This window comes from Streptomyces canus 299MFChir4.1 (assembly GCF_000383615.1).
In the GTDB taxonomy this organism is placed as follows: domain Bacteria; phylum Actinomycetota; class Actinomycetes; order Streptomycetales; family Streptomycetaceae; genus Streptomyces; species Streptomyces canus_C.
This window is the reverse complement of the sequence record NZ_KB911584.1, coordinates 1-23587: the sequence shown is the minus strand read 5'-3', so window position 1 is coordinate 23587 and position 23587 is coordinate 1. Positions and strand designations below refer to the sequence as shown.

Genomic DNA, 23587 nt, shown 5'->3' with positions numbered 1-23587 from the left:
GGTCGGCCGTCGCCGACGGCGTGGGTGATCAAGCCCTCGCGGGTGAAGCCCTCACGGGTGGGACAGCTGCCCGGCGCTGCCGCCCTGACGCCGTATCCGCTTCTGGGTCCGCTCCGTGACCCGCGCGTGCCGCCGGGCTTTGCGGCGCTCACGCCGCAGCGCACGCGCCGTGCTGCTCGGGGTCGACACCACGCCGTAGCGCTGGTTCCAGACCTGACGGGTCACCCAGACGTCCACGGCGCCCCAGGTGGCCACCACGGTGCTCGCCACACTGCTCAGCACCATCGGGAACGCCAGCCAGGACCCGGCCAGGGTGCACAGGAAGGCCACCATCGCCTGAAGCAGGGTCACCGCGATGATGAGTACCGCCCGCACCGCGGAGGTCCGCACCGGATCCGGCAGCCGACGCCTGCGGGCGGGCTCCTCGACCCACAATGGCCGGTACGCCTCCTCCCGGGCCGCGGCGCGCCTGCGCGGCACGGCCGGCTCCGCCGGTATGTCGGGAACCCGTGCCTCGGTGCGCCGGGGCGCCGTCGGACTCGCTGTCTCCGCGCCGGTTCCCGGCGCCTCCTGCCGTTCCGCCGTGCCCATCACCGTGTCACTCCCCACCGCCGGCAGACCCCTGGTCCCGGTGTTCGTGAACCGGGCTTCTAAGGTGGCTGCCCGGCTTGCGCTGCTTTACGCCGCCCAGTTGCAGATGCGGCTCCTGTGGCCGAATCCACCGCCATTTCCCGAAGAGGTAGACGAACAAGACCCCTTCAAGATTCCCTCGCGACATCAAAGAAACGAAAAAATCCAGCCAACCACCCGCCCTGGCCGATCGGTTCCGGTCCGATCGCCCCACCTGGTCGCAGGACGCAATCTCCCGCAATGGGAGGACAAGCACCCATCTCTAGAAACCGCGGCAGAAGTTCGGGTTCCGGACGCAACTTCGAGTTACGTGTGCGTCGGTAGTAGGCTCGCGCCGGTTTGTTGACGTACATGTGTACCCCCGGCCGGCGGGGGTCCAGCTGGGGGAGGCCATGCGCTTTCGCGGGAAGTCGATCCGCCGGAAGATCGTGGCGCTGCTTCTCGTGCCGCTGGTGTCCCTGATCGCGGTGTGGGGCTTCGCCACGGTGCTGACGGGACGTGAGGTCGCCCGGCTCTTCCAGGTGTCGACCGTTACGGAGAAGCTCGGGTATCCCATCGAGGACACCGTGCGCGTGCTCCAGCAGGAACGCCGCCAGACGCTCGTCTACCTGGCCGATCCGCGCGCCTCGGACGCCCTGGCCGCGCTGCGCGGCACGAGGAGCGCCTCGGACGAGGCCATCGCCAAGTTCCGCCGGAACGCGCACGATCCCGATGTCCGCGACGGTCTGGACCAGGACGACGACGAGCGCCTCACCGCCGTCCTGGACGCCTTCGACGGCATCGACTCGCTGCGCCGCAGTGTCGAGGACGGCACCGTCTCCAGGTTCCAGGCCCTCGACCAGTACAACCGCCTCGTCGACCCCGCCTACGTCCTCCTCGCCACCCTCGACGGCATCGACAACGTCGAACTGGACAAGCAGGCCCGGGCGCTGGTCAACATCACCCGGGCCCGCGAACTGCTCTCCCGCGAGGACGCCCTTCTCGGTTCCGCCCTCGTGGTGGGCAAGCTCACCCGTGACGAGATCCGCGACGTCTCCGACCTCGCCGCCCAGCGGACCCTGATGTACGACGTCAGCCTGGGAGTCCTGCCGGCCTCGGAGCGCGAGCGCTACGAGCGTTTCTGGAAGAACGCCGGCACCGCTCCGCTGCGCTCCGCCGAGCAGTCCGTCGCCACCGCGGAGCCCGGCACGACCGGCAGTGTCAGCGCAAAGAGCTGGGACGCCGCCGCGGGCAGCGCGCTCGACGAACTCGCCAAGCTCGACGACCAGGCGGGCGACCGCCTCCAGGACCGCGTCCGGCCGGACGCGGTGGGCGTCATCATCAAGGCGGCCGCCGTCGGCATCCTCGGTCTGATCGCCCTGCTCTTCTCGCTCGTGCTGTCCGTGCGCGTCGGCCGCGGCCTCATCCGCGACCTGCGGCAACTGCGTCTGGAGGCCCACGAGGCCTCCGGCGTACGGCTGCCCAGCGTGATGCGCCGGCTGTCCGTGGGCGAACAGATCGACATCGAGACCGAGGTCCCACGCCTGGAGTACGACAAGAACGAGATGGGCGAGGTCGGTCAGGCGCTCAACACCCTCCAGCGCGCCGCCGTCGAAGCGGCCGTCAAACAGGCCGAGTTGCGCGCCGGGGTCTCCGAGGTCTTCGTCAACCTCGCCCGGCGCAGCCAGGTTCTGCTGCACAAGCAGCTCACCCTGCTCGACACCATGGAGCGCCGCACCGAGGACACCGACGAACTCGCCGACCTGTTCCGCCTCGACCATCTGACGACCCGTATGCGCCGGCACGCCGAGGGCCTGGTGATCCTCTCCGGCGCCGCCCCCTCACGGCAGTGGCGCAAACCCGTCCAGCTCATGGACGTCGTCCGTGCCGCCGTCGCCGAGGTCGAGGACTACGAGCGCATCGAGGTCCGCCGGCTGCCGAGGGTGGCCGTGACCGGCCCGGCCGTCGCGGACCTCACGCATCTGGTGGCCGAACTGCTGGAGAACGCCACCGTGTTCTCCCCGCCGCACACCGCCGTCCAGGTCCTGGGCGAGCGCGTCGCCAACGGCTTCACCCTGGAGATCCACGACCGCGGACTCGGCATGGCCGCCGACGCGCTCCTTGACGCCAACCTCCGGCTCGCCGAGACACCGGAGTTCGAGCTGTCCGACACCGACCGGCTGGGGCTGTTCGTGGTCAGCCGGCTCGCCCAGCGGCAGAACGTCAGAGTCTCGCTGCAGCCTTCGCCGTACGGCGGCACGACGGCGGTCGTCTTCATCCCCGACGCACTGCTGACCGACGACGTCCCCGACACCAACGGCATCGGCTTCCGCCTCGACAGGCCCCGGCCGTCGAAGGAGGCCGAACTGGAGCAGGGGCAGCGCGTCTCGCTCACCCGGGGGGCACCGCTCGGGGGCATGCCGCCCGCGATCCTGGACGGCCCGGTCGAACTGGAGGCTCCGGTCGACCTGGACACCCTGAGCGATCTGCCGGGCGTCCTCGAATCCGAGGACAGCGAGCGCGGCGGACTGTTCCGGCCGCGCCGCTCCCTGGCCCAGGTCGACGACGAGGCTCCCGGAACCGACGGGGCGGACATCGGCGGCGGCAGCGCGGACGGCCCGGTGTCGTTGTCCCGTCGCCGGACTCCCAAGCTGGTCAGCTCCCACGGCCGCCCGGTCACCGACGAGCGGACGGGACGCGAGGAGGCGGACCAGCCGCCGGCGATCGGCCCGGGCGCGTCCCGGTCGCAGACCACCCCCGCGGCGGGGCCCGCGCGCTCCGAACCTCCGACACTGCCGAGCCGCCGCCGTGCCGCGGCCCTGCGCCGGAGCACCGGCGTGGCCGACCGCCTGGACGGACTGACGGAGCCACCGGCCCCCTCGACATCCCCCAGTCGTGAACTCGGCGGCGGACCCGCAGCCCCTGGTCTGCCCCGACGCACCCGGCGTGCCGACATCGCGTCGAGTGGCCCGGGCGCTGAGGACTCGGCCACCGGCGGGCACGGCTCGGATATGTCCGCTCTCGGCGCCGTGGGCCCGGCCGTGGATGCCGTCGGCACGCGCGCGACCGACTCCGCGCCGGGCGGCGTCGTACGGCCGGGCTGGGGCGAGCCTTCCGGCGGTGCCGCCGGAACGTCCGGCTCCGGCAGGCCGCCTCTCGGCGCTGCCCGCGGGCCCGTCGAGGCCGGCTCCGGCACCGCTCCGCTGCCCCGCCGGGTACGACAGGCCAACCTGGCCCCGCAGCTCAAACAGGCCCCGGAGCGGCGCCCCCAGAACCAGGCGGAGCCCGCGGAGCGGGACGCCGACGAGGTACGCAGCCGAATGGCCTCGCTCCAACGGGGCTGGCAGCGTGGCCGTGAGGAGAACGCCGAGGGCGACGACACGTCCGGCGGCACAGCACCACAACGAACGACTAAGGGGGACGGTCGATGACCGCACCGAAGGCGACCGACAAGTCCGGCGAGCTCAACTGGCTCCTCGATGACCTGGTGGAGCGCGTCGCGAGCATTCGCAAGGCCCTGGTGCTCTCCAGCGACGGCCTCCCGACCGGCGTGTCCCAGGACCTGACCCGTGAGGACAGCGAGCACCTCGCCGCCGTGGCGTCCGGGTTCCACAGCCTGGCCAAGGGTGTGGGGCGGCACTTCGAGGCGGGCAACGTCCGGCAGACGGTCGTGGAACTGGACGATGCCTTCCTGTTCGTGACGGCCGCGGGTGACGGCAGCTGCCTCGCCGTCCTCTCGGACGCCGACTCGGACGTGGGTCTCGTCGCGTACGAGATGACGCTCCTGGTCAAGCGGGTCGGTGTACATCTCAGTGCCGCCCCGCGCACCGATCTGCCTCAGGGCGGGTAGTGAGATGACATGAGCACAGATGGTCAGGGAAGAAGCCACTGGTTCGACGACGAGGCCGGACCGGTGGTTCGTCCGTACGCCATGACGCGTGGTCGCACCACAAGTGCCGGCCAGCACCGCCTCGACCTGATCGCGGTCGTCGTGGCCGAATCCCACACGGACGATCCGGAAGGGGACCACTCGCTGTCCCCCGAGCACGTGGACATCGTCGACCTGTGCCGGGACACCCCGCAGTCGGTCGCCGAGCTGTCCTCCGAACTCGACCTGCCCATCGGGGTCGTACGGGTCCTCGTGGGCGACCTCGTCGCCTCGGAGTGGGTCCATGTGAACCGGCCGGTGCCACCCGCCGAGCTGCCGGACGAGAGCATCCTGCGCGACGTGATCAACGGCCTGCGGGCACTGTGACGGGCCGTCGCGCGCGCCCGCCCTCGGAGAACGCCGAGAGCGGGCCGCGCGTCCGCGCCGGAAGGCCTACCGGTCCGCGGCGGACACCAGGAAACCCCCCTGCCGATATGATCTGACTGATCGTCGACGACCATCCGCGGACGGCCGGCCAGCGTCCCGCGGACACGGCTGCGAGCAGTGCGATCGGGGAGACGGACGTGACGACGTCCACCCCCCACACCCCCAGCAAGCAGGAGAAGAGACCAATGATCTTCGGGCGATCTGAGCGCGGCAAGCCCCCGGTCGAGCCCGTCACGCTCAAGATCCTGGTGGCCGGCGGCTTCGGCGTGGGCAAGACCACGTTCGTGGGCGCGGTCAGCGAGATCAGACCGCTGCGCACCGAGGAACTGCTGACCGAGGCGGGCCGCCCCGTCGACGACACGAGCGGTGTCGAGAACAAGCGCACCACCACCGTCGCCATGGACTTCGGGCGGATCACCCTGCGCGAGGACCTGGTGCTGTACCTGTTCGGCACGCCCGGGCAGGAACGGTTCTGGTTCATGTGGGACGAGCTCTCCGAAGGAGCCCTGGGAGCCGTCGTGCTCGTCGACACCCGCCGCCTGGAGGACTGCTTCGCCGCGGTCGACTACTTCGAGCGGCGCTCCATCCCCTTCCTCGTCGGCGTCAACTGCTTCGAGGGAGCCGTCCGTTACCCCGAGGAGGACGTGCGGCAGGCCCTCGACCTCGACGAGGACGTACCGGTCGTGCTGTGCGATGCCCGGGACAAGCAGTCGGTCAAGGACGTGCTCGTGGGCGTCGTCCAGCACGCGATGGCGTACTCGGCGCGGCGCCGCCAGAGCGTCACGACCTGAGACACGGGTGCGGCCCGTACCCCCGCCGACAGGGGTACGGGCCGCGGCTCGACGGCACTGCGCGCGTGCCTAGTTCTCGCCGTCCTCCTCCCAGCCGAAGCTCTTCTCCACGGCCTTGCGCCAGTTGTGGTACTGGCGGTCCCGGACGGACGCCTCCATGTTCGGCGTCCACTCGACGTCCTTCTGCCAGTGGGCCTTCAGCTCGTCGAGGTCGTTCCACACGCCCGTGGCGAGCCCTGCCGCGTACGCGGCGCCCAGGCATGTGGTCTCGGACACCTTCGGCCGGACCACCGGCACGTCGAGCACATCCGCCTGGTGCTGCATGAGCAGGTTGTTCTTGGTCATGCCGCCGTCCACCTTCAGGGTGGTGATCCGCACCCCGGAGTCCTGGTACATGGCGTCCACGACTTCGCGCGTCTGCCAGCTCGTCGCCTCCAGCACGGCCCGCGCGAGGTGCGCCTTGGTGACGTAGCGCGTCAGGCCCGTGACGACCCCGCGCGCGTCGGAACGCCAATAGGGCGCGAACAGGCCGGAGAAGGCGGGCACGATGTACGCGCCGCCATTGTCCTCGACACTGGCCGCGAGCGGCTCGATCTCGTCGGCGGCACGGATGATGCCGAGCTGGTCGCGGAACCACTGGACCAGGGCGCCCGTGATGGCGATGGACCCCTCCAGGCAGTAGACCGGCGCCTCGCCGCCGATCTTGTAGCCCATGGTCGTCAGCAGGCCGTTCTTCGACGGGACCGGCCGGTTGCCCGTGTTGAGCAGCAGGAACGAGCCCGTGCCGTACGTATTCTTCGCCGTGCCCACGTCGTAGCAGGCCTGCCCGAACACCGCGGCCTGCTGGTCGCCCAGCGCCGACGCCACGGGCACGCCCGCAAGTTGGCCGACCGCGGTGCCGTAGACCTCGGCGGACGACCGGATCTCGGGCAGCACCGCGTCGGGCACGTCCATCGCGGACAGGATGGACTGGTCCCACTGGAGCGTCTCCAGGTTCATCAGCATGGTCCGTCCGGCGTTGGTCACGTCCGTGACGTGCCGCCCGCCGTCCGTACCGCCGGTGAGGTTCCAGATCAGCCAGGAGTCGATGGTGCCGAAGGCGATCTCGCCGTTCTCGGCACGCGCGCGCAGTCCCGGCACGTTGTCGAGCAGCCAGGCCGCCTTCGGCCCCGAGAAGTAGGTGGCCAGCGGCAGTCCGGTCTGTTCGCGGAAACGGTCCTGGCCGTCCGAGCCACCGAGCCGGCGGGTCAGAGCCGCGGTACGGGTGTCCTGCCAGACGATCGCGTTGTGCACGGGCTTGCCCGTGGCGCGGTCCCACAGGACCGTCGTCTCGCGCTGGTTGGTGATGCCGAGCGCGCTGAGCTGGTCGGCGCGCAGCCCGGCCTTCGCGACCGCCCCGGCGACCACGGCCTGCACCTTGGACCAGATCTCGGTGGCGTCGTGCTCCACCCAGCCGGGCTTGGGGAAGATCTGGCGGTGCTCGCGCTGGTCGACGGCCACGATCGCGCCGTCCTGGTTGAAGATGATGCAGCGGCTGGAGGTGGTGCCCTGGTCGATGGCGGCGACGAACTTGTCCGTCATGACGTCCCCTTCGTCGGTTCCTGCACGAGGCTGCGTTTCACGAGGGCTGCGCTACACGAGGGCTGCGGTTCAGAATGCTGCATTGAAGATCACGCCGGAGAGTGCCCCGCCGATCAGCGGCCCCACCACCGGGATCCACGCGTAGCCCCAGTCCGAAGTGCCCTTGTTGGGGATCGGCAGCAGGGTGTGGACGATGCGTGGGCCCAGGTCACGGGCCGGGTTGATGGCGTATCCGGTGGGCCCGCCGAGCGACAGACCGATGCCCACCACCAGGAAGGCGACGACGAGGACCGCGGTACCGGACTCGCCGAGGCCCTTGGTGAGTCCGAAGGCCAGGATCGGCAGGACCAGTCCGACGGTCGCGATGATCTCCGTGACCAGGTTCGCCACGGGATTGCGGATCGCCGGCGCGGTCGAGAAGATCCCGAGCGTGGGCTGGGCGATCTCCTCCTCGGCGTTGGCCCGGAACTGCGCGTAGTAGGTCAGCCAGCACAGGACCGCCCCGAGCATGGCGCCGACCATCTGCCCGGCGATGTAGACCGGTACCTGGTCCCAGTCCCCGGTGTCGACGGCGATCCCGATGGTCACGGCGGGGTTGAGATGCCCGCCGGACAGCGGCGCGGCGGTGTACGCCCCGGCCAGCACGCCGAAGCCCCAGCCGAACGCGATGACGACCCAGCCGGCGTCCTTCGCCTTCGAGTAGTTGAGAACGACGGCGGCGACCACGCCCGCGCCGAAGAGGATCAGAATGGCCGTACCGATGACCTCACCGAGGAATACGTCTCCGTTGCTCATGGCGGCTCCTAGGCCATGGCCCGGGGCTTTCCCGCCCCGGTTCTCCGTGCAGGGTTGCGGTTCCCTTGGCGAACTGCCGAGGGCAGGGAGGTCCCGCGCCCCGCCCGGCGTCCGCGACGAGCGTGCCGTCGCAGCCGAATCGCCCGTGGGGGTATGGGCCTTGGCTCATGGGGGGCCCGCGCGGCGTGGTGCCTGGAACGCCGAGAATGTACGGCGATGTCGACCGACACCCGAAGTGTTCACCGGGCCCCGGGGAGCGTCAAGGTCGCCGACGGCAACGGTTGGGACGGGCGCCCGAACCGACTTGAACAACGGGCTCGGGGACCGGACGAGCCCTCTTCGAACCGAAGGGGGGCGACTTACCTGATGCCTCTTCAGCCCCGCCCCGGCTCAGCCACCGCATACCCCGCCGAAGGCGCCTGTGGCCCCGTCCCGCGGCGGATCTCGTGCCCGGGAAGTCCTGCCCGTCCCACGACCCAACTCGCCCCGCTGAGCGCCTTGGCGGCCTTCTTCAACGGCGCCAGACACGCCGCCGCCTCCCGATGGTCCGCCACGCTGCCCGGCACGCACACCACGGTGGCCAGGGACAGTGTCACAGGCCGCCCGCCCGCCGCCCACGGGGCGTCGAGAACGGACGCGGCCAGCGGAGCCAGTTCCTCCGGATCCGTCAGCACCAGGAAGTCGTCCCCGCCGATGTGCCCCACGCGCGCGGTGCCGGTCGCCGAGTGCTGCAGCACCCGTCCCACCGCGCGGATGAGTTCGTCGCCCGCCGCGAATCCCGCCCCGTCGTTGACCTGCTTGAAGTGGTCGACGTCCAGCCAGCTCAGCGCGAACGTCCGACCGGCGGCGACACGCCGGTCCACCTCGCCCGTGATCGCGTCCGAACCGGGCAGCCGCGTCAGCGGGTTGAGCCCGGCCGCCTCCTCCACCCGGGTCTCGCTCAGCGCCCGTACGAGATCCGCGAGCCGCACGACTCCCACGCACCGGCCGAACCGGTCGACCACGGCGACATCGTCCGACGTACGGTCCCGGTCGCCGACCGCGACCACGTCCAGGACCTCCCACGCGGTGGCGTCGATCCCCACCGTCCGCGGCGGATCGCCGAGTTTGGCCGCGGGACGGTCGGCGTACAGGGCGTGTCCGTAGCGCCCCGACATCGACAGCAGGAAGCGCGAGCGGTGCACCGAGCGGAACGGCACCCCCTCCCTGTCCACGAGCAGCACCCCGGACACGTCGGGCGACCCGGTCAGCAGTGCCCGCACCTGCCCCGCGGACGCGGTGGCCGGCAACAGCGCGGCGGGACGTACGAACTCCCGTACCGAAGGACCCGACCGCGGGGGCGCCGCATCGGCGGGGGAGCGGGGCGGAACGTATACCTCCGCCGCGGGGAGCCGGGACGGCGGCGCGAGCAGTGTGCCCTGCGCCAGTTGCGCACCGGCCGACAGCGCGGCCCCGTACTGCAGTTCCGTCTCCACGCCCTCCACGCACAGGAGCGCTCCCAGCTCGTCGCACAGGGTCCGCATCGCCCGCACCGCCGACGGCCGGACCAGCAGCGACGCGTCGAGCTTCACGAGGTCGGGCGACATGTCGACAAGGAGTCTCAGCGGTACGTCCCCGTCGCCCACGCCGTCCGCACTGATCTGGAAACCCTGCCCCCGCAGCTCGGCGAGCGCCTCCAGCAGTGCCTGGTGCGGCACATGTGTGTACGGCGGACCCACGTCGAGGGTGATCTCCCAGGGCAGCCGACCCACCTCACACACCGCGTGGTGCAGCGGGGTGAGGCCGCCGAGGTCGGCGAGTGTGCCCGCGAACACATTGACGTGCAGCGGCAGCAGCGTTTCCCGGCGTGCCGCCGCCCTTACCGCCAACACGGCGAGCCGTCCGTCGAGTTCAGGGTCGCGGCGGGCCTCCGCGAGGATGTCGCCGGTCTCGGGGCGGGCGAGTATCTCCAGCCCCGCGACTCCGCCGGTGGCCAGATTGACCACGGGCTGGAAGGCGAAGCGGAGAGTGTCCGTCCAGGAGCGCACGGGAGCATGATGGCTCCCTCAGCCCACGCCCAAGCGCAGTTCATGAGACGTTCACGCAGGATTCGGGGCCGCTCACGCACCGTATGGGAAGCCCTTCCCGGGGCCTCGGCCCGGCCGGTCATCTCACCGCGATCACCGCCGACCCGTGCCCGAACAGCCCCTGGTTCGCGGTGATCCCCACGCGCGCGTGCTCGACCTGCCGGTCGCCCGCGTCGCCTCGCAGCTGCCAGGTGAGCTCACACACCTGGGCGATCGCCTGGGCCGGCACCGCCTCACCGAAGGAGGCGAGCCCGCCGCTCGTGTTGACGGGAATGCGCCCGCCGGGCGCCGTCGCTCCCTCCCGCAGGAGCTTCGCGCCCTCGCCCTCCCCGCACAGCCCGAGGTCCTCGTACCACTGCAACTCCAGGGCGGTGGACAGGTCGTAGACCTCGGCGAGGGAGAGATCCTCCGGCCCGAGACCCGCCTCCTCGTAGGCCGCGCGCGCGATCGACGCACGGAACGTCTCGGCGGCGGGCTCGGCCGCGGCGGCGGAGTCGGTCGCGATGTCCGGCAGATCCAGCACCGTGTTCGGGTACCTCGGCGTCACCGTCGACACCGCCCTGATCCGCACGGGCTCGGCCACGCCCCTGCGGCGCGCGAACTCCAGGCTGGAGAGCACCAGCGCCGCCCCGCCGTCCGAGGTGGCGCAGATGTCGAGCAGCCGCAGCGGATCGGCGACCACGGCGGAGGCCGCGACCTCGTCCGCGCTGACCCGCTTGCGGTAGCGCGCGTACGGATTCAGTGCGCCCAGAGCCGAGTTCTTCACCTTGACCTGCGCGAAGTCCTCCACCGTGTCCCCGTGCACGGCCATGCGCCGGCGCGCGTACAGCCCGAAGTACGTCGGGTTGGTCGCCCCGAGGACCCGGAACCGCAGCCAGTCCGGATCGTCGGGCCGGTCGCCGCCCGCGGGCCGGAAGAATCCCTTGGGGGCGGCGTCGGCACCCACCACGAGCACCACGTCGGCCAGGCCCGCGAGGATCTGCGCCCGCGCGGCGGCCACCGCCTGCGCCCCGGACGCGCAGGCGGCGTACACGCTGGCGACGCGGGCCCCCTGCCAGCCCAGCGCCCTGGCGAAGGTCGCCCCCGCCACGTAGCCGGGATAACCGCCCCGCACGGTGTCCGCGCCGACGATCGATGCGACGTCCCGCCACTCCAGGCCGGCGTCGCCAAGCGCCGCGCGCGCCGCCGCCACGCCGTAATCGACGAAGTTGCGCCCCCACTTGCCCCAGGGGTGCATGCCCGCACCGAGCACCGCCACCTCTCCCGTCATGCCGTCACCCCCGTCGGCCGCCACTGCCACGTCGTCCAGACCGTCTCCCCGTCCTCATGGAGCACCCCGGGGACGACCTCCACCTCCGCGCCCACGGTCAGATCGGCGGCGGTGACCCCGGGAGCCGCCTGCCCCAGCACCACCATCCGCTCGGCGGCCAGCTCCACAGCGATCAACGTGTGCGGCTCCCACGGAAGTTCCGGATCGGTCACATAAGGTGACGGAGGCCGGTACCGGCTGTCCGTGTACGACCAGACGCGACCGCGGCGCGAAAGGGGAATCTCCGCCAGATCGCCACCGGCGCATCCGGGGTTGCGGCACCAGCCGTCCTCGCGCGGGAAGAAGACCGAGGTGCAGGCGGAGCAGCGGGTTCCGAGAAGTGTGAAGTCGTCTCCGTCACCGGTGAACCACCCGGCGACCACAGGTGTGTGCGTGCGCGGCACAGGTCCTCCCCGGCCCAGATCTGACGGAACGTCAGAAGTGTGCCACGGGCAGCCGCAAAGAGGCAGAGGGCCCGGCGCAACCGGACCACCTGATGATCGGATACAGTCCGCGGCGTGTCCGAAACTCAGCACTCCACCCCCAACTCCGTCCCTGGCTCCCACTGTTCGAGCTGCGGAGCGCCCTACGGAGAGGGTGTCGCGGGCTGGCCCCGCACCTGTCCCGTCTGCCACACCGTCGCGTACCGCAACCCCCTGCCGGTCGCCGTCGCGCTCCAGCCCGTGTACGACACCCAGGGCACCGCTCTGGTCGTCATCACCCGAACCGTGGCTCCCGCGCGCGGAGGCATCGCGCTGCCCGGCGGCTTCATCGACGACGGCGAGGACTGGCGGCACGCCCTGGTCCGTGAACTCAGGGAAGAGACCGGCATCGAGGCGGCGAGCCGCGACGTACGGCTCGTCGACGCGCTGAGCTCGCCCGACGGCCACCTGCTGCTGTTCGGGGCATTGCCGGAGCGTCCCGCCGACGGTCTCCCGCAGTCCGCGCCCACCAACGAGACGGAGGGCTGGCACCTCCTGCGCAGGCCGGAGGAGCTCGCCTTCCCGCTGCACACGCTGGCCGTACGGGCCTGGTTCGAGGGCCGTTACCTCTGAGTCTCAGCGCGCTCCCAGCCCGCGCAGCCGCACCGGGTGGGACGGCTCACTCAAGCCGTCCTCGCCCTCCCGCTGAACGACCAGCTTCCGGCCCTCCCAGCGGGCGACGTACCGTTCGATCTCCGGTTCGTCCCAACCGTCGCCCGCGTCCTCGACGAGCAGCCCGCCCCCGCTCCGTCCCCGGGCCGGAGCCCACACCTCCAGTTCGATCCCGCCGTCGTCCCCCCGCACCGGAATGACGGCGCCCGCGCGCGCGAGCACCGGGATCCGCGACAGGGGGGCGTCGACCAGGACCTGTCCCGGCCCCTCGTACACCTGCTCCGTGGTCGTGTCGTACCAGCGCCCCCGCGGCAGCTGCACCGCACGCCGGTCGCCGCCCGGATCGAGCACCGGTGCCACGAGCAGGCTGTCGCCGAGCAGGAAGGCGTCCTCGCAGTCCCGCAGGGCGCGGTCCTCGGGCACGGACCACCACAGGGGCCGTACATAAGGCGCTCCGGTACGCCGGGCCAGCTGCGCGAGCGTCATGAAGTACGGCAGCAGCCGACGGCGTTCCACGAGCGCCACGCGTGCGTGCTCCAGCACCTCGGCACCGAACTCCCACGGCTCCCTGCGCCCGGCCCGCGGACTCGCGTGGGTACGGAACAACGGCAGATAGGCGCCGAGCTGGAACCAGCGCAGATACAGCTCGGGGGAGGGGTGCCCGTCGTAGCCGCCCACATCGGGCCCCGAGTACGGCACCCCGCACAGGCCGAGGCCCATGACGAGCGACAGTGAAGCCCGCAGGCCCGGCCATCCGGTGGCCACGTCACCGGACCAGGTGCCCCCGTACCGCTGTATGCCGGCCCACCCGGAGCGCGAGAACAGGAAGGGTCGCTCGCCCGGCACCAGCTCGCGCAGACCCTCGTATCCGGCCTGGGCCATGCACAGCGCGTAGACGTTGTGCGCTTCCTGGTGGTCGCCACCGCGACCCTCCAGGGCGTGTCTGGCCGAGCGCGGCAGGGTGGACTCCCCGAACGCGTTGAAGGACGTGGGCTCGTTCATGTCGTGCCAGAAGCCCGCGAACCCCGCCGTGAGTCGCTCCTGGTAGAGGCGACCCCACCAGGCACGTACACGCGCGTGCGTGAAGTCCGGAAAGAGCGCCTCCCCGGGCCACACGACCCCCTTCACGAGCCGCCCCGACGCGTCCCGCACGAAGGCGTCCTCGGCCGTCCCGCTGTCATGGACGGCGTTGCCGGGCGCCGCCTTGACCGCCGGGTCGACGATCGACACCAGCCGGATCCCGTCCCGCCGCAGCTCCTCGGCCAGTTGAGGCAGCTTGGGAAAGCGCTCCTGGTCGACCGTGAACACCTGGTGCTCGTCGTAGTGGTCGATGTCCAGGTGCACGGCGTCGAGCGGCAGACCGCGCTCCTGGTACCCGGCGACGATCCGCCGGACCTCCTGCTCACTGCCGAAGCCCCAGCGGGCGTGATGATGGCCCAGCGCCCAGGACGGCGGCAGCGCGGGCGCACCGGTCAGCGAGGCCCAGGCGAGCAGCACGCGCGCGGGAGTGCCCACCATCACCCAGCAGCGCAGCGGACCGCCGGCCATCCGCAGCTCGGACATCCCCGCCCGGTCGTGCCCGGAGCCGGCCCCCTCCTCGCCCTCCCGCAGGGTCACGGTGCCGTCCCACGAGGTGTCGTGGAACACGAGATGGGTGGCGGCGTCGGCCACCACCAGCTGCACCGGCATCGTGACGTACAGAGGATCGTCGCCCGGCCCGAAGGCCCGGCCGGGATCGGTGTTCCACAGGCGGTACGTCCCGTCCCGCAACCGAGGCCCCGAGGCCCGCCCGCCCAGTCCGAAGAACCGGGCGTCGGCGGCCACCTCGGACCGCTGCATCCAGCGCGCCTCGCCCCCGCCCACCGGCTCCCACCAGCGGGGCGGCAGATCCCGGCGCAGGGTCACTCCGCCGGGCGTACGCACCTCGACGGCTCCGTGCCGCGACACCATGACCGTGGCCCGTTCGGCGACGACCCGCCAGCCGCCGTCCTTGTCCGGCTCCAGGACCGCCCGGGGATCCGGCTCCGGGCAGCGGCCCGCGAGCGCGTACGACGGCTGCGGCCCGGCGCCGTCCCACCCCCAGAAGACCGCCCCGTTCACCGCGACGACGATCCGCAGTTCGGAGCGGCTGAACCGGACGACACCCCCGCCGGGAGCCGGCTCCGCGTCCTGGACCGCTCCCGGCACCCGCGCCCGCTCGGCTCCCCGCGCGGGCAACCCGACGGCGTCGGTACGCCTCCTGCGCCACGCGGCACGCACGGTACGCAACCCCTGGGGCGCCCCCGCCGAACCGACCGCCCTTATCGAACGCACCAGGTCACGACCGCTCATGCTGCTCACCCTGCCACTCACCGCCCCCCGCGCGCGTGTCGTTCAACTGCCGTTCACCCGTGCCGGGGCCACATCTTCACGACACGGACTATGTGGGGGGCACCCTGGCGTAGAAGTTGATCACATGGCATCGTCCCTGTCAGCCGCGTCACGCGCACACCCCTGACCCGTGCGCGGGAGACGCACACGACGCGCACAGCCCGGGAGCCCCCATGCCGACCGAGAATCCCCAGCCGCTCTGGCAGCCAGATCCGCAGCGCATCGCCCGGTCCCAGGTCACCAGGTTCCAGGCATGGGCGGCCGAGCACCACGGCGCCCCGGCCGAGGGAGGCTACGAGGCGCTCCACCGCTGGTCCGTGGACGAGCTGGAGCCGTTCTGGGCAGCCCTCACCCAGTGGTTCGACGTACGGTTCTCGACGCCCTCCGCGCGCGTGCTCGGCGACCGCTCGATGCCCGGCGCCGAGTGGTTCCCCGGAGCCACCCTCAACTACGCCGAGCACGCTCTGCGCGCGGCCGACAGCCGCCCGGACGAACCCGCCCTCCTGTACGTCGACGAGACCCACGAGCCGACCTCGGTGACCTGGTCCGAGCTGCGCCGCCAGGTGGGGTCCCTGACCGCCGAGCTGCGCGCCCTGGGCGTCCGCCCCGGAGACCGCGTCAGCGGCTACCTCCCGAACATCCCGCAGGCCGTCGTCGCCCTCCTCGCCACGGCCGCCGTGGGCGCCGTCTGGACGTCCTGCGCTCCCGACTTCGGCGCCCGCAGCGTCCTGGACCGCTTCCAGCAGGTCGAACCGGTCGTCCTGTTCACCGTCGACGGCTACCGCTACGGCGGCAAGGAGCACGACCGCCGCGAGACGGTCGCTGAACTCCGCCGCGAACTGCCCTCCCTGCGCGCCGTCGTCCACATCCCGCTGCTTGGGACCGAGGCTCCTGAAGGCGCCCTGGAGTGGGCCGCCCTCACCCGCACGGACACGGAACCGGTCTTCGAACAGGTGGCGTTCGCGCATCCGTTGTGGGTGCTCTACTCCTCCGGCACGACGGGCCTGCCCAAGGCCATCGTCCAGTCGCAGGGCGGCATCCTCGTCGAGCACCTCAAGCAACTCGGCCTGCACTGCGACCTCGGCCCCGAGGACCGTTTCTTCTGGTACACCTCCACGGGCTGGATGATGTGGAACTTCCTCGTCTCCGGCCTCCTCACGGGCACGACCGTCGTCCTGTACGACGGCAGCCCCGGCTATCCCGACACGGGCGCCCAGTGGCGGGTCGCCGAACGCACGGGCGCCACCCTCTACGGCACCTCGGCCGCCTACGTCATGGCCTGCCGCAAGGCCGACGTGCACCCGGGACGCGACTTCGACCTCTCCAAGATGCAGTGCGTGGCCACCACCGGCTCACCGCTCCCGCCCGACGGCTTCCGCTGGCTGCACGACGAGGTCCGCGACGACCTGTGGATCGCCTCCGTCAGCGGCGGCACGGACGTGTGCTCGTGCTTCGCGGGCGCCGTACCGACCCTGCCCGTGTACATCGGCGAGCTCCAGGCACCGAGCCTCGGCACCGACCTGCAGTCGTGGGACCCGAGCGGCAAGCCCCTGGTCGACGAGGTCGGTGAGCTGGTCGTCACCAACCCCATGCCGTCCATGCCGATCCACTTCTGGAACGACCCCGACGGCAGCCGCTACCACGACAGCTACTTCGACACCTATCCCGGAGTGTGGCGGCACGGCGACTGGATCACCGTCACCTCGCGCGGCTCGGTCGTCATCCACGGCCGCTCCGACTCGACGCTCAACCGCCAGGGCGTCCGCATGGGTTCGGCCGACATCTACGAGGCCGTGGAGCGACTCCCCGAGATCAAGGAGTCCCTGGTCATCGGCATCGAACAGCCCGACGGCGGCTACTGGATGCCGCTGTTCGTGCAGCTGGCTCCGGGTGCGGTCCTGGACCAGGCACTCCTCGACCGCATCAAGGCGACGATCCGCGAAAACCTCTCACCCCGCCACATCCCGGACGAGGTCATCGAGGTCCCCGGCATCCCGCACACCCTCACCGGAAAGCGCATCGAGGTCCCCGTCAAGCGCCTCCTCCAGGGCACCCCTCTGGAGAAGGCGGTCAACCCGGGCTCCATCGACAACCTCGACCTGCTGCACTTCTACGAGGACCTGGCCCGCAAACGCGCCTGACCGAGCGGGTCAACCACCGTAGGTGGCCTCGGACTCGCCGAGCACTCCGGCGAAGTCCGAGGCCAGCCGCGCCGCGTCGGCCGGCGCCAGCTCGGCAGTCGTGATCCGCACGCCCGGCCCCGCCGACAGCCGGAACCGGGCTCCGGCCGCGACCCACCAGCCGTACGACCGCAGCCCGTTCACCACGGCCGACTCGTCCCGGACGGGCACCCACACGTTCATCCCGCTCGCCCCGTGCGCTTCGATGCCCCGGTCGCCGAGCTCCTGTACCAGAGCGTTCCGGCGCACGGTGTAGGTCTCCTCGGCGCGAGCGACCAACGCGCGCGTGCTCTCGTCTGTGAGAAGCCCGTACACCGTCTCCTGGAGCAGATGACTGACCCAGCCGGACGTCAGCAGCAGCCGCCCGTCGTGCCGCCCCAGTGTCATCGGATCACACGCGGCGGCCGCCCATCGCAGGTCCGTCCCCAGGAACTTGCTCACCGTCCGCACATGCACCCAGCGCGACAGCCCCGCGCCGGTCAGGGTCCGCAACGGCGCGTCGGCGACGGCGGAAGCGTGGTCGTTCTCCACGACCAGCACCTCAGGGTGTTCCCGGAGCACACCCAGCAGCGCCTCCCGGCGCTCGGCGGAGAAGCGACCACCGTACGGATTCTGCGCCCGCGGACTGCACACGAGCGCCCGCGCCCCCGCCCCCGCCCGCAGCGCCGTGCGCACGGCCTCGGGCAGCACTCCCTCGTCGTCGACCGCGACGGGGATCATGCGCAGCCCCAACGCCGTGACCAGATCCAGCAGATGGTGGTATCCGGGATCCTCCATCGCCACGGCGTCACCGGGCCGTAGCTCGACGGAGAACAGCCGCCCGACCAGATCCAACGCCCCGTGCGCGAAGGTCACATGCTCCACCGGTACGCCGTCGGACCCCAGCCACGCGCGTACGGCGTCCTCGAGCCGCGCCAGCCGGGGCGTCGAACGGTGCGAACGGGCGCCGGGTGACAGCCGCGAGGGCGGCACCAGACCGGGGAGCAGCCGAGGATCCGGGTGACCGCCCGCCAAGTCCCGCAGCCCCTCGGGCACTTTGGGCGGCCGACGTGACGCCACAGCCGGAGCCGGGACCACAACGGTCCCGCCTCGGCCCCGGGTGACCACGATGCCGCGCTGCCGCAGTTCCTTGTACGCCGTCGCGACCGTTCCCGGGCTCACGCCGAGGTCGTCCGCGAGGCGCCGCACCGGAGGCAGTGCAGCCCCGGGCGCCATGGAGCCCTCGGCCACGGCCCGTTCGACGGACGCCGCAATTCCCTTGGCCGTCGTGCCACTGATCCCATATTGTGTTGCCACGTTGCCAAGTATGTATCAGTACATAAATGAAAAGCAAGCAGGCGAAGGGGGAGCAGTGCATCCGACACGGCGCGCGGCATCATGGTCGAGAAGCGTTCCCGGAGGGCGCGACGGGCGCGGAATGCTCACCATCGCGCTCGTCGACCGCGTCGGCAGCGGACTGTGGGCGTCCGTCTCCGTCCTCTACTTCACCTACGTCTCCGCCCTCTCCCTCGCCCAGGTCGGCACCCTCGCCGCTGCCGCCGGCGCCATCGGCATCGCCGGGGCACCCATAGGGGGCAAGCTCGCCGACCGGTTTCCGGTCACCCGAGTCCTGCTGATCGTCCAGCTCGTGCGGGCCGTCGCCTCCTGCGCCCTGCTCACCACGAACAACTACGCCCTGCTCATCGCCTTCTCGGCGGTGGGTGGCCTCGGCGACCGCGCCGCCAGCGTCCTCACCAAGCTCTACGCCGCCCGGGTCGCAGGGCCGGACCGCGTCCGCTACCAGGCCTTCCACCGAACCGTCGCCAACGCGGGCTGGGCGCTGGGAGGCCTCACCGCCGCGGCGGCCCTGGCGCTCGGCACCACCACCGCCTACCAATGGCTCCTCGCCGGCGACGCCCTCTCCTTCATCGCCTCAGCACTTCTCACCCTGCGCTGGGCGAACCCCCGTCCCCTACCCGCACCGTCATCACCTCGAAGCACCCGGCCCCGACGACCAGACCGACGAACCCGTGGCGCGACCGCACCTATCTCGCCTACGTCGCCACCGAGACCGTCCTCTTCCTCGACGACGCCGTGTTCAAGGTCGGTCTGCCCCTGTGGATCGCGCACGAGAGCAACGCCCCGAACGGACTCGCACCACTCCTGATGGTCCTCAACAACGTCACGGTCGTGGCACTCCAGGTGCCCCTCGCACGATTCGGCACCACCACAGCGGCGGCCCGGAACCTCCTCCTCCCGCTCTCCGTCACCTTCGCCCTGGGCGGCATCGCCATGGCACTCGCGGCCACGGGCGGAGCCGTCACCGCCACCGTGCTCCTCACCGCCGCCGCAGTCGCCTTCACCCTGGCCGAGATGCTCCACGCCACCGTCTCGTGGGAACTCTCGGTCGCTCTCGCCCCCGACACCGTGCAGGGTGCCTACCTCGGAGTCCACGGCCTGGCCCAGTCCGTGCAGCGCACATTCGGACCACTGGCGGTCACCGCTGCCATCGCCACCGGCCCGGCAGGATGGGCCACCTTCGGCACAGCCATCGCTCTGACCTGCACAATCCAGCACCGACTGGTGCGGAAGCGCCTCACTCAACCCTCTTTGTCAGTGCCGCCGGTTACTGTGAGTGAGCACTGATCGACTGCGCACAGGGGGAAACATGGCGCACACCGACCACCAGACGATGCGACGCGTCCTGCGCCGCGAAATCGCCGGCACCATCGGCCTGCTCACGGACGAACACGACTTCCGCGCCATGCGGCGCTACCGCACCTTCACCTTCGACGACCACGCGACCTACCTGAAACAGGTCGAAGACCTCCTGAGGACCCGCTCCGCACAGGGCAGCCACACCACCGTCGCCCTCTTCGATCCCCAGGAGTACGCCGAGTTCTGCGAGGAGACGGGCCTCGACCCGGACGTCCCGTCGAGCCGCACACGCTTCACGGCCGAACTCGCCGGCACCGGCCCGACACTCCCGTACGAGGGCCAGCCACTCACCGACCTGGTACCTGCCCTCGTGGACGAGGCGGTCCGCCAGGCCACCTGGGAGTACGCGACCACACTCCTCGCACGCCTCGGCACCTGCGGTTCCTGCGGGGAGGACATCGGCCGCGCGGCCTTCACCCGCGCCTCGGACCTCCTCCTCCGGATCCTCGACACAGCCCTGCCGGGCGAACACCACTTGGTCTGCAGCGTCACCGGCACCCCGGAAACCCTCGTCTCCGTCCTCCACTCCGACGAGAACACCGACGGATGCGTACAACTCGACGAGGCCGAGGCCCTTGAATTCACCACGGTCCTCGCACTCGGCATCGCCACCCGGAGCCCCGGCGGACTCGTCATGCGCACCAGCGCCCCCGGCACCACCGACCGCATCTACGGCTGGCGCCTGCGCGGCGACGGCCTCGAACCCCTCACCGCAGGAGAGGTCTTCGACGCCTACTGCACCGACATCGACTCCGGCGATCTGATCTCCCCGGAATCGGACGTCGACTACTGCACGCCCCCCGACCTCGGACCGCAAGGACAGACGCCACACCACAGCCACTGAACACAAGGAGGGCGCCCCACCCACAGGTGGAGCGCCCTCCGGAACCGTCAGCCGGCCGATCAGGTCCGACTACTCGCCCGACAGCACCGCCTGAGCCGCGGCACGCGCCTCGTCAGCACTGTCGCCAGTCCGCGCGGCTGCGGCAGCACGCTCGCACTGCGCCAGCGTGTACTTCGCCAGCGTCGCCCGGACGTACGGAATGGACGCCGCCCCCATGGAAAGCGAGGTGACACCAAGACCGGTCAGCACACAGGCGAGCAGCGGATCGGACGCGGCCTCACCACAGACACCACAGCTCTTGCCCTCGGCCTTCGCCGCCTCGGCGGACAGCGCGACCAGGTCGAGCAGCGCGGGCTGCCACGGATCCTGCAGCCGCGACACCGCACCCACCTGACGGTCGGCGGCGAAGGTGTACTGCGCGAGGTCGTTGGTCCCCAGCGACAGGAACTCGACCTCCTGCAGAATCGACCGAGCCCGCAGGGCAGCGGAGGGGATCTCCACCATCGCGCCAAACTTCGCCCGCAGCCCGGCCGCACGGCACGCGTCGGCGAACGCCTTGGCGTCGGCACGGTCCGCCACCATCGGGGCCATGACATCGAGGTAGACCGGCAGCCCCTCGGCGGCCTTCGCGAGCGCCGTCAGCTGAGTACGCAGCACCTCAGGGTGGTCCAGCAGCGTCCGCAGCCCCCGCACACCCAATGCCGGGTTCGGCTCGTCGGCCGGTGTCAGGAAGTCCAGCGGCTTGTCCGCGCCCGCGTCCAGCACACGGACGACCACTCGTCCCTCGGGAAACGCCTCAAGGACCTGGCGGTACGCCTCGACCTGCTTCTCCTCGGACGGAGCGTTCTTGCTGTCGTCGAGGAAGAGGAACTCGGTACGGAAGAGACCGACACCCTCGGCCCCCGCCTCGAGCGCGGCAGGTACGTCCGCCGGACCACCGACGTTCGCCAGCAGCGGCACCTTGTGACCGTCGGCGGTGACCCCCGGGCCCGTCGACGCGGCGAGCGCGGCCTTCCGCTGAGCGGCAGCGGCCTCCAACTCGGCCTTCTTCTCATCGCTCGGGTTCACGAAGATCTCACCGGTGCTGCCGTCGACGGCGACGACCGTGCCCTCGGCCAGCTCACCGGCACCCGGCAGCGCCACGACGGCCGGCACCCCGAGCGCCCGCGCCAGAATCGCACTGTGGCTGGTCGGTCCACCCTCCTCGGTGACGAAACCCAGAACGAGCGTCGGGTCCAGCAGAGCCGTGTCGGCGGGAGCGAGGTCACGCGCCACGAGGACGTACGGCTCGTCGCTGTCCGGGATACCCGGCATGGGCACCCCGAGCAGCCGAGCGACGATACGATTCCGCACGTCGTCCAGGTCGGCGACGCGTCCGGCGAGGTACTCCCCGGCACCCGCCAGCAGCTCCCGGTACGCGGCGAACGCGTCGTACACGGCCCGCTCGGCCGTGCTGCCGACGGCGATACGCCGGTCCACGTCCGCCATCAGCTCGGGATCCTGGGCCATCATGGCCTGCGCCTCGAGCACCGCCTGGGCTTCGCCCCCCGCCAGATTGCCGCGCGCCATCAGGTCGGCCGCCACGGCTTCCACTGCCTTGCGGGCGTTCCCCTGTTCACGCTCCGCGTCCTCCGCCGGGATCTGCTTGGCAGGCGGCTCCAACACCGCCGTTCCCATGTGCCGAACCTCGCCGATCGCCACACCATGGCTCACGCCGACGCCTCGCAGCGTTGTGTCCATCTCACCCGTCTCCGATAGTGCGGCGGGCCCCGCCGCCGCGATGGTTGTCGTCCTGGTCGCCGTCGTACGACGGCGGTCACGTCACTTCCAGCTGAAGAGACTGTCGCCGGCCTTCACATCGCCGTTGTCACGGAGTTCGGAGAGCGCCTCGACCGTGGCCTCCAGAGCCACGACCGGGCAGACAGCGGACTTGCCGGCGGCTTCGACGGCGGCCGGATTCCAGCGCACGATCGCCTGACCGCGCGTGACGGTGTCGCCCTTGCTCACCAGCAGCTCGAAGCCCTCACCGTTGAGCTGCACGGTGTCGATTCCGAGGTGCACGAGCACGCCGTGTCCCTGCTCGTCCACGACGACGAACGCGTGCGGGTGGAGAGAGACGATCACACCGTCGACGGGTGCGACGGCCTCGGACGGTTCACGCACGGGTTCGATCGCCGTACCCGGGCCGACCATGGCCCCGGAGAAGACCGGATCCGGCACTGCGGCCAGTCCGATGGCGTGTCCTGCAAGCGGGGACGTCACGGTGGTCATGGGAAGCCTCCCAGGGGTGGAGCTGCGTACACGCGCCGTCACTGCTTGTCTCGGGCGGCGCTGTCCAGCAGCGTATGTCAAATGAAGTAAGGGCTCCGCACGGAAGATACCGGCTGGTGGTCTAGACCACCAGTCCAATGGATTTGCACCGCCTTCCAGGCCCCGTGTACAGTCGTACTCCTGCTTGAGGCCGAGCGGCGCCACCGAGCGTCCCAGCCGGGCAGCATCCAACTTGTCAGATCCTATCTCGGGGTCACCTTCTGCATGTCTGCAGAACGGTGGTCAGGGGGCCGGAAAAACACTGATAGAGTTTGGAACAGCGAAGGGAAGCGCCCGGAGGAAAGCCCGAGAGGGTGAGTACAAAGGAAGCGTCCGTTCCTTGAGAACTCAACAGCGTGCCAAAAATCAACGCCAGATATGTTGATACCCCGTCTCCAGCATCTGCTGGGACGAGGTTCCTTTGAAATAAACACAGCGAGGACGCTGTGAACGACCGCCTTATTCCGGTGGTTGTTCCGCTCTCGTGTGTGTGCACCCGATTACGGGTAAACATTCACGGAGAGTTTGATCCTGGCTCAGGACGAACGCTGGCGGCGTGCTTAACACATGCAAGTCGAACGATGAACCACTTCGGTGGGGATTAGTGGCGAACGGGTGAGTAACAC

Annotated in this window: 19 protein-coding genes and 1 rRNA gene; 10 read left to right on the top strand and 10 right to left on the bottom strand. The window is 70.9% G+C overall.

What is annotated here, in order from left to right; all coding sequences use genetic code 11:
• Positions 1-51: 51 nt before the first annotated feature.
• A complete protein-coding gene (locus H293_RS0108055) occupies positions 52-591 on the bottom strand; it encodes a hypothetical protein (RefSeq protein WP_020117368.1) in 540 nt (179 codons plus the stop codon).
• Between the two features lie 431 nt (positions 592-1022).
• Here H293_RS0108055 and H293_RS0108050 point away from each other — a divergent pair, with 431 nt between their 5' ends.
• The 4 genes from H293_RS0108050 (at position 1023) to H293_RS0108035 (ending at position 5715) form a co-directional block, all read left to right on the top strand.
• Positions 1023-4040 (top strand): sensor histidine kinase, encoded by a 3018-nt coding sequence (locus tag H293_RS0108050; protein WP_020117367.1) that lies wholly within the window; start codon positions 1023-1025, stop codon positions 4038-4040.
• Positions 4037-4459 carry a roadblock/LC7 domain-containing protein gene (locus H293_RS0108045; protein ID WP_020117366.1) on the top strand — a complete coding sequence of 141 codons (423 nt, stop codon included), beginning with the start codon at positions 4037-4039 and terminating at the stop codon, positions 4457-4459. Before H293_RS0108050 ends, H293_RS0108045 begins: the two co-directional genes overlap by 4 nt.
• Positions 4460-4468: 9 nt before the next feature.
• On the top strand, positions 4469-4864 hold the full coding sequence (locus H293_RS0108040; RefSeq protein ID WP_007380600.1) for a DUF742 domain-containing protein: 396 nt from the start codon (positions 4469-4471) through the stop codon (positions 4862-4864).
• Positions 4865-5109: 245 nt separating this feature from the next.
• Entirely contained in the window at positions 5110-5715 is a 606-nt protein-coding gene (locus H293_RS0108035) for a GTP-binding protein (RefSeq protein WP_007380599.1), read from the top strand.
• Positions 5716-5784: 69 nt separating this feature from the next.
• Here H293_RS0108035 and glpK read toward each other — a convergent pair whose 3' ends face one another.
• The 5 genes from glpK to H293_RS0108010 form a co-directional block, all read right to left on the bottom strand.
• A complete protein-coding gene (gene glpK, locus H293_RS0108030; RefSeq protein ID WP_020117365.1) occupies positions 5785-7296 on the bottom strand; it encodes a glycerol kinase GlpK in 1512 nt (503 codons plus the stop codon).
• A gap of 69 nt (positions 7297-7365) precedes the next feature.
• Entirely contained in the window at positions 7366-8091 is a 726-nt protein-coding gene (locus H293_RS0108025; RefSeq protein WP_020117364.1) for an MIP/aquaporin family protein, read from the bottom strand.
• 374 nt (positions 8092-8465) lie between these two features.
• Positions 8466-10118 carry a GGDEF domain-containing protein gene (locus H293_RS0108020; protein WP_020117363.1) on the bottom strand — a complete coding sequence of 551 codons (1653 nt, stop codon included), beginning with the start codon at positions 10116-10118 and terminating at the stop codon, positions 8466-8468.
• Positions 10119-10236: 118 nt separating this feature from the next.
• Complete coding sequence (locus tag H293_RS0108015; protein ID WP_028807657.1) at positions 10237-11427, bottom strand: lipid-transfer protein; 1191 nt, start codon at positions 11425-11427, stop codon at positions 10237-10239.
• On the bottom strand, positions 11424-11849 hold the full coding sequence (locus H293_RS0108010) for a Zn-ribbon domain-containing OB-fold protein (protein WP_020117361.1): 426 nt from the start codon (positions 11847-11849) through the stop codon (positions 11424-11426). The genes H293_RS0108015 and H293_RS0108010 overlap by 4 nt, the downstream gene beginning before the upstream one ends.
• Before the next feature lie 135 nt (positions 11850-11984).
• Here H293_RS0108010 and H293_RS0108005 point away from each other — a divergent pair, with 135 nt between their 5' ends.
• The gene (locus H293_RS0108005) at positions 11985-12521 is read left to right on the top strand and encodes an NUDIX domain-containing protein (RefSeq protein ID WP_020117360.1); all 537 of its coding nucleotides are present in this window, start codon (positions 11985-11987) and stop codon (positions 12519-12521) included.
• Between the two features lie 3 nt (positions 12522-12524).
• Here the strand turns inward: H293_RS0108005 and H293_RS0108000 are convergent, their stop codons facing one another.
• Entirely contained in the window at positions 12525-14891 is a 2367-nt protein-coding gene (locus H293_RS0108000) for a glycoside hydrolase family 31 protein (RefSeq protein WP_028807656.1), read from the bottom strand.
• Between the two features lie 212 nt (positions 14892-15103).
• Here H293_RS0108000 and H293_RS0107995 point away from each other — a divergent pair, with 212 nt between their 5' ends.
• Entirely contained in the window at positions 15104-17071 is a 1968-nt protein-coding gene (locus H293_RS0107995) for an acetoacetate--CoA ligase (protein ID WP_020117358.1), read from the top strand.
• Between the two features lie 9 nt (positions 17072-17080).
• Here the strand turns inward: H293_RS0107995 and H293_RS0107990 are convergent, their stop codons facing one another.
• On the bottom strand, positions 17081-18406 hold the full coding sequence (locus H293_RS0107990) for an aminotransferase class I/II-fold pyridoxal phosphate-dependent enzyme (protein ID WP_033415316.1): 1326 nt from the start codon (positions 18404-18406) through the stop codon (positions 17081-17083).
• A gap of 121 nt (positions 18407-18527) precedes the next feature.
• Between H293_RS0107990 and H293_RS61360 the strand changes: the two genes are divergently transcribed.
• From H293_RS61360 to H293_RS0107980, 3 genes are read left to right on the top strand one after another with little or no spacing between them, the layout of a single operon-like run.
• Positions 18528-19256, top strand: coding sequence for an MFS transporter (locus tag H293_RS61360; protein ID WP_310591871.1), 729 nt, complete (start codon positions 18528-18530; stop codon positions 19254-19256).
• Positions 19256-19735, top strand: a complete 480-nt coding sequence (locus H293_RS61355; RefSeq protein WP_310591870.1) for an MFS transporter — start codon at positions 19256-19258, stop codon at positions 19733-19735. The genes H293_RS61360 and H293_RS61355 overlap by 1 nt, the downstream gene beginning before the upstream one ends.
• Before the next feature lie 22 nt (positions 19736-19757).
• A complete protein-coding gene (locus H293_RS0107980) occupies positions 19758-20651 on the top strand; it encodes a hypothetical protein (RefSeq protein WP_020117356.1) in 894 nt (297 codons plus the stop codon).
• Positions 20652-20720: 69 nt separating this feature from the next.
• Here H293_RS0107980 and ptsP read toward each other — a convergent pair whose 3' ends face one another.
• Entirely contained in the window at positions 20721-22391 is a 1671-nt protein-coding gene (ptsP, locus tag H293_RS0107975) for a phosphoenolpyruvate--protein phosphotransferase (protein ID WP_028807655.1), read from the bottom strand.
• 81 nt (positions 22392-22472) lie between these two features.
• Positions 22473-22922: a PTS sugar transporter subunit IIA gene (locus tag H293_RS0107970; RefSeq protein WP_020117354.1), complete on the bottom strand. Its 450-nt coding sequence runs from the start codon at positions 22920-22922 to the stop codon at positions 22473-22475.
• A gap of 552 nt (positions 22923-23474) precedes the next feature.
• Here H293_RS0107970 and H293_RS0107965 point away from each other — a divergent pair.
• Positions 23475-23587: ribosomal RNA gene (locus H293_RS0107965) — 16S ribosomal RNA — on the top strand; the annotation flags it as partial.

What these genes read in the sequence shown, in the direction of transcription:
- H293_RS0108035 (WP_007380599.1), top strand. Translation starts at nt 5,110, where the DNA reads ATGATCTTCGGGCGATCTGAGCGCGGCAAGCCCCCGGTCGAGCCCGTC.
- H293_RS0108015 (WP_028807657.1), bottom strand. Translation starts at nt 11,427, where the DNA reads ATGACGGGAGAGGTGGCGGTGCTCGGTGCGGGCATGCACCCCTGGGGC.
- H293_RS61360 (WP_310591871.1), top strand. Translation starts at nt 18,528, where the DNA reads ATGCTCACCATCGCGCTCGTCGACCGCGTCGGCAGCGGACTGTGGGCG.
- H293_RS0107970 (WP_020117354.1), bottom strand. Translation starts at nt 22,922, where the DNA reads ATGACCACCGTGACGTCCCCGCTTGCAGGACACGCCATCGGACTGGCC.
- H293_RS0108040 (WP_007380600.1), top strand. Translation starts at nt 4,469, where the DNA reads ATGAGCACAGATGGTCAGGGAAGAAGCCACTGGTTCGACGACGAGGCC.
- H293_RS0108055 (WP_020117368.1), bottom strand. Translation starts at nt 591, where the DNA reads ATGGGCACGGCGGAACGGCAGGAGGCGCCGGGAACCGGCGCGGAGACA.
- H293_RS0107980 (WP_020117356.1), top strand. Translation starts at nt 19,758, where the DNA reads ATGGCGCACACCGACCACCAGACGATGCGACGCGTCCTGCGCCGCGAA.
- H293_RS0108025 (WP_020117364.1), bottom strand. Translation starts at nt 8,091, where the DNA reads ATGAGCAACGGAGACGTATTCCTCGGTGAGGTCATCGGTACGGCCATT.
- H293_RS0108000 (WP_028807656.1), bottom strand. Translation starts at nt 14,891, where the DNA reads ATGAGCGGTCGTGACCTGGTGCGTTCGATAAGGGCGGTCGGTTCGGCG.
- glpK (WP_020117365.1), bottom strand. Translation starts at nt 7,296, where the DNA reads ATGACGGACAAGTTCGTCGCCGCCATCGACCAGGGCACCACCTCCAGC.
- H293_RS61355 (WP_310591870.1), top strand. Translation starts at nt 19,256, where the DNA reads ATGGTCCTCAACAACGTCACGGTCGTGGCACTCCAGGTGCCCCTCGCA.
- ptsP (WP_028807655.1), bottom strand. Translation starts at nt 22,391, where the DNA reads ATGGACACAACGCTGCGAGGCGTCGGCGTGAGCCATGGTGTGGCGATC.
- H293_RS0108050 (WP_020117367.1), top strand. Translation starts at nt 1,023, where the DNA reads ATGCGCTTTCGCGGGAAGTCGATCCGCCGGAAGATCGTGGCGCTGCTT.
- H293_RS0108045 (WP_020117366.1), top strand. Translation starts at nt 4,037, where the DNA reads ATGACCGCACCGAAGGCGACCGACAAGTCCGGCGAGCTCAACTGGCTC.
- H293_RS0107995 (WP_020117358.1), top strand. Translation starts at nt 15,104, where the DNA reads ATGCCGACCGAGAATCCCCAGCCGCTCTGGCAGCCAGATCCGCAGCGC.